4 protein-coding genes and 2 pseudogenes are annotated in these 7210 nt (G+C 56.5%); 4 read left to right on the forward strand and 2 right to left on the reverse strand.

Annotated elements, in window-relative coordinates:
* The 3 genes and pseudogenes from ASG63_RS26635 to ASG63_RS24645 all read left to right on the forward strand — a co-directional run.
* A pseudogene (locus ASG63_RS26635) lies at window positions 1-477 on the forward strand (hypothetical protein); the annotation flags it as partial.
* Window positions 458-1441: a M10 family metallopeptidase C-terminal domain-containing protein gene (locus ASG63_RS26885; protein WP_443189819.1), complete on the forward strand. Its 984-nt coding sequence runs from the start codon at window positions 458-460 to the stop codon at window positions 1439-1441. The pseudogene ASG63_RS26635 and the gene ASG63_RS26885, both read left to right, overlap by 20 nt.
* Window positions 1442-1566: 125 nt before the next feature.
* Window positions 1567-2532 (forward strand): annotated as a pseudogene (locus ASG63_RS24645) (IS630 family transposase).
* A 267-nt stretch (window positions 2533-2799) separates the two neighbouring features.
* Here ASG63_RS24645 and ASG63_RS19690 read toward each other — a convergent pair.
* Window positions 2800-4770 carry a M10 family metallopeptidase C-terminal domain-containing protein gene (locus ASG63_RS19690; protein ID WP_082559413.1) on the reverse strand — a complete coding sequence of 657 codons (1971 nt, stop codon included), beginning with the start codon at window positions 4768-4770 and terminating at the stop codon, window positions 2800-2802.
* 510 nt (window positions 4771-5280) lie between these two features.
* Between ASG63_RS19690 and ASG63_RS25590 the strand changes: the two genes are divergently transcribed.
* Complete coding sequence (locus ASG63_RS25590; RefSeq protein ID WP_156394262.1) at window positions 5281-5640, forward strand: hypothetical protein; 360 nt, start codon at window positions 5281-5283, stop codon at window positions 5638-5640.
* Between the two features lie 1087 nt (window positions 5641-6727).
* On the opposite strand, the gene ASG63_RS25595 is transcribed toward ASG63_RS25590, so the two are convergent.
* Entirely contained in the window at window positions 6728-6952 is a 225-nt protein-coding gene (locus ASG63_RS25595) for a hypothetical protein (protein WP_156389548.1), read from the reverse strand.
* Window positions 6953-7210 lie beyond the last annotated feature (258 nt).

Below are 7210 nucleotides of genomic sequence, written 5' to 3' on the forward strand. Positions count from 1 at the left end.
AAGACCACCGGGCCGGTCGTGATCTCCGAGAACACCATCGACTGGCGCGCACGCGCGGACGCACCCACCGAGACCAACGAAGCGGTGCGCATCACGGGTGAATTGGGCAACGTCGCGAACGTGCTCGTTAAAGACAACATCCTCCTCGGCGGCAGCATGACCGTCCTGGTCTCCGATGGGGCGACCCAGACCCATACGGGAAGTCAGGTCGGCACGGTGAGGGGCGTGCAGGTCGTCGGGAACGTCATCGACTACGGCAAGTACGGGGATCTCGAACAGACCTCTCGGCCTAAGGACATGATCTACGCCGACAACATGCATGCCAGCGGGCGGCCCGTCGCTCCGGGTCAGGAAGCCATCGGCGCGCTGCCTAACCTATCGGCCCTCAACTGCCCGTGCGGTCATCACGGGCACCGACCAAGGCGACTACATCCTCGGTGGCGGCGGCTCCAACTTCATCAAGGGTGGGAGTGGTGACGATGTGATCATTGGCGGCGGCGGGCGCGATTATATCACCGGGGGCGCCGGCAAGGACGTATTCGTCTACACATCCCTGACGAGCGACGGCATCGACCGGATCACGGACTTCACGCAAGGCACAGACCGGATCGATCTGGCAACGCTTGCGGGCGCGCCGCGGTCCGAGTCGGACTGGCAGTGGCTCGGCTCGGAGAGCTTTACGGGTCACGACTGGCAGCTGCGCTACGAGACGAACAACGGCCTCATCACAGTCCAAGTCGACACTGACGGCGACCTGAAAGCTGACTTTAATCTAAACCTCCCCGGCACAGTCGCCCTGAATACGAGCGACTTCATCCTGGCTGCGAAAGGGTCTGAGCTTACAACTGTGCCGGCACCCAGTGCATCGACGCCGTCTCCAGTTTCTGCAACTCCCGTTAAGACACCTCTGCCAGCGCCAACCAAGCCGGTCGAACCCGCAACTCCTTCGCCCAGCGCTGATCCGAGCTTGATACTCAAAGCGCCCGTATCAGGTGGTTATGTGACTGGAACGTCCGCCGGTGAACTGATCCTGGGTAGCAGCAAGACTGATGGCCTCAGAGGGGGCGCCGGCGACGATGTGGTGGTTGGTGGGAAAAGCAAGGACATCCTCTACGGAGGAACGGGCCACGATACTTTCCAGTTTGAGAAGCTCAGCGACAGCACCGCTGGTGCGAAAGGTCGAGATTACATCGGCGACTTCACTCAAGGTGAGGACAAACTTGATCTTCACCTAATCGACGCCGATACGCTAACAAGTGCGCACGACGCGTTCACCTGGATCGGAGAAGGCGATTTCACGAAACACGCTGGTGAACTTCGGTTCTACTCGGGCAGCACCGGCGGCCAAGTACAGGCGGACGTAAATGGCGATGGAAAAATTGATTTCGCCATCGACGTGGTAACTAAATTCGTCCTTCACGCCTCTGACTTCGTGCTGTGAACGAAAGCTGAGTTTCAAGCAGTCAACACCTCATCAGAACTTTTGAATTAGAGTGTTTTCCACGATCCCTGAGTCGTTGCGGCGAGGTGAGCGTTGATCCTTGAAGGTTCGTCAGGGAGATCGCCATGGCCCGTGCCTACAGTCACGATCGGCGTGTTCGCGTCCTGGACGCGGTGGGAGCAGGTCTGTCCCGCCGGGCCGCGGCCCTGCGCTATCGGGTCGGCATCGCCACGGTGATCCGCTGGGCTGCGCACGCCACGAGGACAGGGGAGACGCGGGCTCAGCGTCAGGGCCGTCCACCCGGCTCCAAGCTCGACGAGCACGAAGCCTTCCTGTTCGCCCTCATCGTTGAGAAGGACGAACCGAAGGACCGCGCAGCGACATCACGCTTGCCGAGATGCAGGAGCGCCTGCGTACCGAGCGCCTCGTCTCGGTCGGATTGGGCACGCTGTGGCGGTTCTTCGCCCGCCGGGCAGTCACGTGGAAAAAAGTCGGCGCATGCGACCGAGCAGGATCGCCCCGACGTGGCCCAAGCGCGCGAGGCGTGGTTTGCCGCGCAGCCCGACCTCGATCCTGAGCGCCTGATCTTCATCGCTGAGACCGGCCTCTCCACCCGCATGGCGCACCTGCGCGGTCGCTGTGCTCGCGGTCAGCGCCTACGCTCGGGCATCCCGCATGGCCACTGGCTCACGACGACGTTCGTTGCGGGCTTGCGCCTGTCGGGGATGAGCGCGCCCATGGTGCTCGACGGGCCGATGACGCGAGATTGGTTCCTGGCGTAAGTCGAGCAGGTGCTCGCCGCAACCCTCAGGCGCGGAGACACCGTCATCCACGACAACCTGCCCGCCCACAAGGGAGCAGCGATCCAGGCCGCCATCGAGGCCAGCGGCGCACGGCTTCGCTTCCTGCCGCCGTACTCGCCGGACTTCAATCCGATCGAGATGGCCTTCGCCAAGCTCAAGGCGCTGCTGCGCAAAGCGGCCGAGCGTACGGTCGATCGGCTCTGGACTGTCGTCGGCAATCTGCTCGACGCCTTCACTCCAGCCGAGTGCGCAAACTACTTGGCTGCCGCCGGTTTCGACCCGGAGTAAGCGGAAACCGCTCTAGTTCATAGATTGGCAGACTTGAAATGCGAACAGCCTTTCCTAACGTGTTTGGATGTCAGTTTTACGATAGTTTTTCGTACAGCTACGATTTCTGCGAACAACGCTTTGCAGAAGCTGGGAACGTCCGCTCGCAGGCTGCTCGGTTTGGCGATGACCCGCGGCCGAAATGGGTAGATTTTCATCAGTCCGATTTCCGTCAGAAAGGGCATGGAAGCAGACGTTCTAAGTGCTTAGTCCTAAAGGTCTTCCTTTTCAGGCGTAAAGCCCACCATCTGTCGGCATATGAACAGTGAAGGCCTTGCCTTCGGAGATCCATCCAGGGCCAGCCGCTCCCTGGTTGATGCTGGCGGTCTCTTCGGAAGATGCCGAGAAGTGATGCTGACCCGTCTGGGTATTATAGAAGCGATCAAGTGTCAGGTGTCCTGGCCCAGCCACATCATTGTATGCTGCGAACGCTACGCCCTCGTAGGTATAATTGGGAATCGTCGCTAGGATGACGTCGCGCTCCGCGACACTGTCCGTCAGGAAGTGCGTTCCCCCCTTCGTATCGAAGAAACGGAAAACGTTGTGGGTATCCGGACCCTTATCGGGTGTTGACCATGCTGCACCCTCGTAATTGAACGTTGGCATGCTTGACTGGATTTGCGCTTTCTCGACTGCGCTTGCCGTGTAGAAATGATTGCCAGTCTGTGTGTCGAAGAAGCGAAAGATTGAATTCAGATGCTCGGGGGCAGCCAAGGCTAAAGCCGCCGGGTAGCTTTGAGCGACTGTCGAGGCTTGCGGCGACGCCGTCGGCTGGACTGATATGGGAGCCTGGACCGGCGCCGTGACCAAATCGGCGTTGTGGACCAAAATGAAATCGCTGGTGCCAACGGCGATCTTGCCGGTGAGTTCGATTTTCAGATCGGCCTTCAGGTTGCCATCTGCATCGACTTCGATCACTGTCGTCGTGCTGGCGTATGTAGAGCGGAACTGCCAAGCATGGCCGGTGAAGCTCTCGGAATCAAGCCATTGCCAGTCGGCGAGCGCCTTGGGCGCACCGGCGATGGAGGCCAGATCGATCCGGTCCTGACCTTGAACGAAATCTCCGATGCGGTCGATGCCATCGTCCGACAGGAATTTGTACACGAAGATATCGTTCCCGATACCGCCAGTGATGAAATCTCGCCCGCCGCCGCCCGCGATGACATCGTCGCCGTCCCCGCCTTCGATATAGTTGGAGTCGCTGCCGCCGATGATGTAGTCGTTCTTCGCAGTTCCTTTGATCGCGGCCCCCGGCGCGCTTGCGGAAATCATATTAAGAGTCAATGGGTCGGGCAGAGATCCGGCTGCTTCGAGGCCCGGTGTCGCAGGTCCTCCGGTGGCGTGAAGGTTGTTGGCATAGACCATATCCTTGGGGCGAGAACTCTGCTCGAGCTCGCCGTATTTGCCGTAATCGACGACGTTACCAGTGATCTTCACGCTGCTCACCGAACCGACCTGGGCGGAGGTGTGGGTCTGGGTCGCGCCGTCAGATACGAGGATGCTGTAGCTGCCCCCTAGAATGATATTGTTCTTGACCAGAACGTCCGAAACGTTGCCCATCTCACCGGTGATACGAACGGCATTGTTTGTTTCGGCTGGCGCATCCTCACGGGAACGCCAATCAATGACGTTCTCGGAGATCACGACTGGGCTGATGGTCTTGCCGATCCAGATCGCGTCCGCGTGTGCGCCAGTCGTATATGCCCCCCCGGCAAAGTAGTTCGCGCTGATTGTTCCGCTCTGAATGGAAACTGCATCAGAAGGCGCATCAAGGAACGTGTTATGGGTGAGAATTGTATTTTCGCCACGCGAAGTAATAAAATCGACATAACCGACCTTGCTGATCTTCAGGCCGTCGAATGTCGATTGATCGACCGTAAGGTTCTTTGTCCCGAGAAATGCATTGATCGCGTAAATACCGGCTGACGCGTCAAAATACGAATTCTTGATGGTAATGTTGTCGGCTTGGATGTTTATGGAAACACCACGGAAGTCATAGCCATCTAGAATGAGGCCAGGCTTTGTGATGGACAGAACATTTAGGTCTTTGTTGTAGTATGCGCCATCAATCGATACCAAATATTTAAAACTCTTCGTTTGTTCGACGCCAGTGAGGGCGCCAATCTTTGTATGAAAAGCGCCCACACCCGTTATATCAGATATTTTTGCAATTGCAGCGACGTCATTCGCGCTAAACATAAATTTACCTGATTAATCTATTGCCGGATCGCCTAATGTTTTAGTATTTATCATTGAAGTTAAGTTTTAAAGTGACGTTAAAGGAATTGGTTAAGTTTTTTGTTGGTTGCTGCTTTTATCGTCGAGTAAATAATTGCGCCGATCATAATCAGGCCCGCTGATGTGGGTCGCGGGCAGATCGCTTGTTTCATGGAGAAAGGTCAGGGTCTGCTATCCATCCTGAGCGGTCATTCAAGCCCCCTTCACCAGCATCTCTTGCAAGGGCTACACGCACATCCCACGCATAGCTCAATGACGTCGGGTATCCGGTGGTTCTCTCTGCGGAAGCAGCGGTGCCGCGCTATAGTTTCAATCAATGTGGGTTCCATCAGTACCTGTTGTGACGGTGGTAAGTACGCGATCCTCTTTGTCACGGGGCTGAGCTCATATTTGCTCATCAACCTCGCGAGGCTTATTGTATCGCCTCAAGGGTCTTCTGAACGTTCACGACCTGTGAGTAGGAGCTATGCGTTGAGGGCGACCCGATGGTTGAACATAGCAGCGCTGGGCAGCATGCTTGGCTCGCCTCCAGCTGTCGCTCATTCAAGTATGCGCCAATTCCTTGAAGGTCGTTGGGTAGGCGACGGTGTTGAAATTCGTGTAGATCAAGACGCAGTTCAAGCAAACGACAGCCCAGATAAGCCATTCGAATGGAGTGCTCTGAATGTACTTGATGTAAATGGAAATATGATCGTCTTTGATATCGGTAAGCGCCGGTACGTTGGCTTGCTTGATGGCGAGCAGATGACAGTTACGATTGCGGGATCAACGGGCTCATATGTGCTGAAAAAAATACATCCTCTATCGATATTTAAGAATACGCCTTATTGAATTGGTATTTCACTCGCAATATTTCAATAAATTTGTCTAAATCTGGGATTACTTTGCTTATAAATTATTAGGCTCATCCGCTCAGTTTGTGCCTTCTTTATAGAATCGGTCTATAATATGTCATGCAATCGCTGTTAATCTGATGCGCCGGCTTTCGTTGGCTTCGTCAGCAGCTGCGTTTGAAGGGTGTGCAGTGCCACAAGGGTATCTCCGTGGGGCGTGATCAGCCCTTGAACCTGGACCGTGTCCTGCCCCTGCAGAACCGTCCCAGGACCCTAGAAACCTGCGCATTTGAGCGTGTTTCCGCCTCGATGACGAAACCGTTGATCCCCATGACCGCGTCGGTCCATTCCGTCTTCACGGGTCGTGCTCCTCACGTTGCGATGCTTTTTGGATCAGTTCCTCCGATCCGCCTCTTCTCTCTCGAAAACCACTTTGGCCATGATGTTCGATTTTTTGAACCCATGTTACCTGATCCAGGCCTGCCACTCGCGGTCGATGATGCGAACCACATTTGGCAGGCTCTTGGCGCCCGACCGGCTGCGTTCTTAGACCTTGACCATGCCGAGGTACCGAGCTTGCCGGATTGCATTCTGGACTGTTGTGCGGGACACCCTGGCACGGGCTGCAATGGCATCGAGACAGAGGGCGCAGACTTGGGGCGCCTTAGGGCGCCACGATCCGTAATCACCCAGTAGAACAGTGACATCCGGCTTGGGCGCGTTGGTGCGTGCAACGACAGCGAGTAGATCCGCTTCATTCATGTTGCGCGGATGGGCGTGGAAGTCGGTCAGGACCGCAATGCGGAGCTTTTGCCCGACCGGCCAGTTGGCTGGCGTGAAGGAGTAACGGGTTAAGCCGCGTCGGTTCGGCTCAACGGCAGTCGCATAGCCGGCCAGGCTCGGGGGGCTGTAGCAGTGAGTGCCGCTGCGAGGGAGGTTCGAGACAGGATCAAGTGCCGTGTGATCATGGAAGAAAATAGCTCCTCGCCCCTGCAAGCATGATGGCAACTTGCGTTGTCGAGCCACTTTAAAATGTGTGGTTCGCCCTACACCACGCAGGTCAGTGAGCTGCCGACCGCGCATTGTTAGGAAGTAAGAGGATAGAAGTGATGAAAAACGCGATGCCTATCCATCTCGAGAATGCCGTGATCTCTTTTGATCGACCACACAACGCACCCTCTTTCGAGAAGATCTCCTGCAATGGAGAGGGCTTCTTCTTCGCCTTTTAAGGCAAGATGAATCTGGACGCTCGACTCGGCTTCAGAGCTGCCAGCCTCCGAGGCTTCGCTCCACTCAATGGTCCAAGACATCGGTCGCCTCCTGATTTGAACTAATGATTCCACCGGATTTCCGGTCAAAGCAACAAGCTAATCTGCGTAACTTCTCACCGACTTGCTGGCCGGACGAGCAGGATTGCGGTGCGAACGGCGACGCGTTTCAGATGGTCGGTGGCCTCTTTGTTCGCGACGGTCACCTTCGGGGCGTGTCGCAAGCTTGGACATATGGCATGGAAGGGACTCTACCGTCCCCCCCTTCGGAATCGTGCTTCTCGAAGCCCTCGCCTGTGG

The organism is Methylobacterium sp. Leaf94 (assembly GCF_001426045.1).
Lineage (GTDB): Bacteria > Pseudomonadota > Alphaproteobacteria > Rhizobiales > Beijerinckiaceae > Methylobacterium.

Excerpts from the sequence above, each read along its gene's own strand:
- ASG63_RS19690 (WP_082559413.1), bottom strand. The coding sequence starts at position 4,770 with ATGTTTAGCGCGAATGACGTCGCTGCAATTGCAAAAATATCTGATATA.
- ASG63_RS25595 (WP_156389548.1), bottom strand. The coding sequence starts at position 6,952 with ATGTCTTGGACCATTGAGTGGAGCGAAGCCTCGGAGGCTGGCAGCTCT.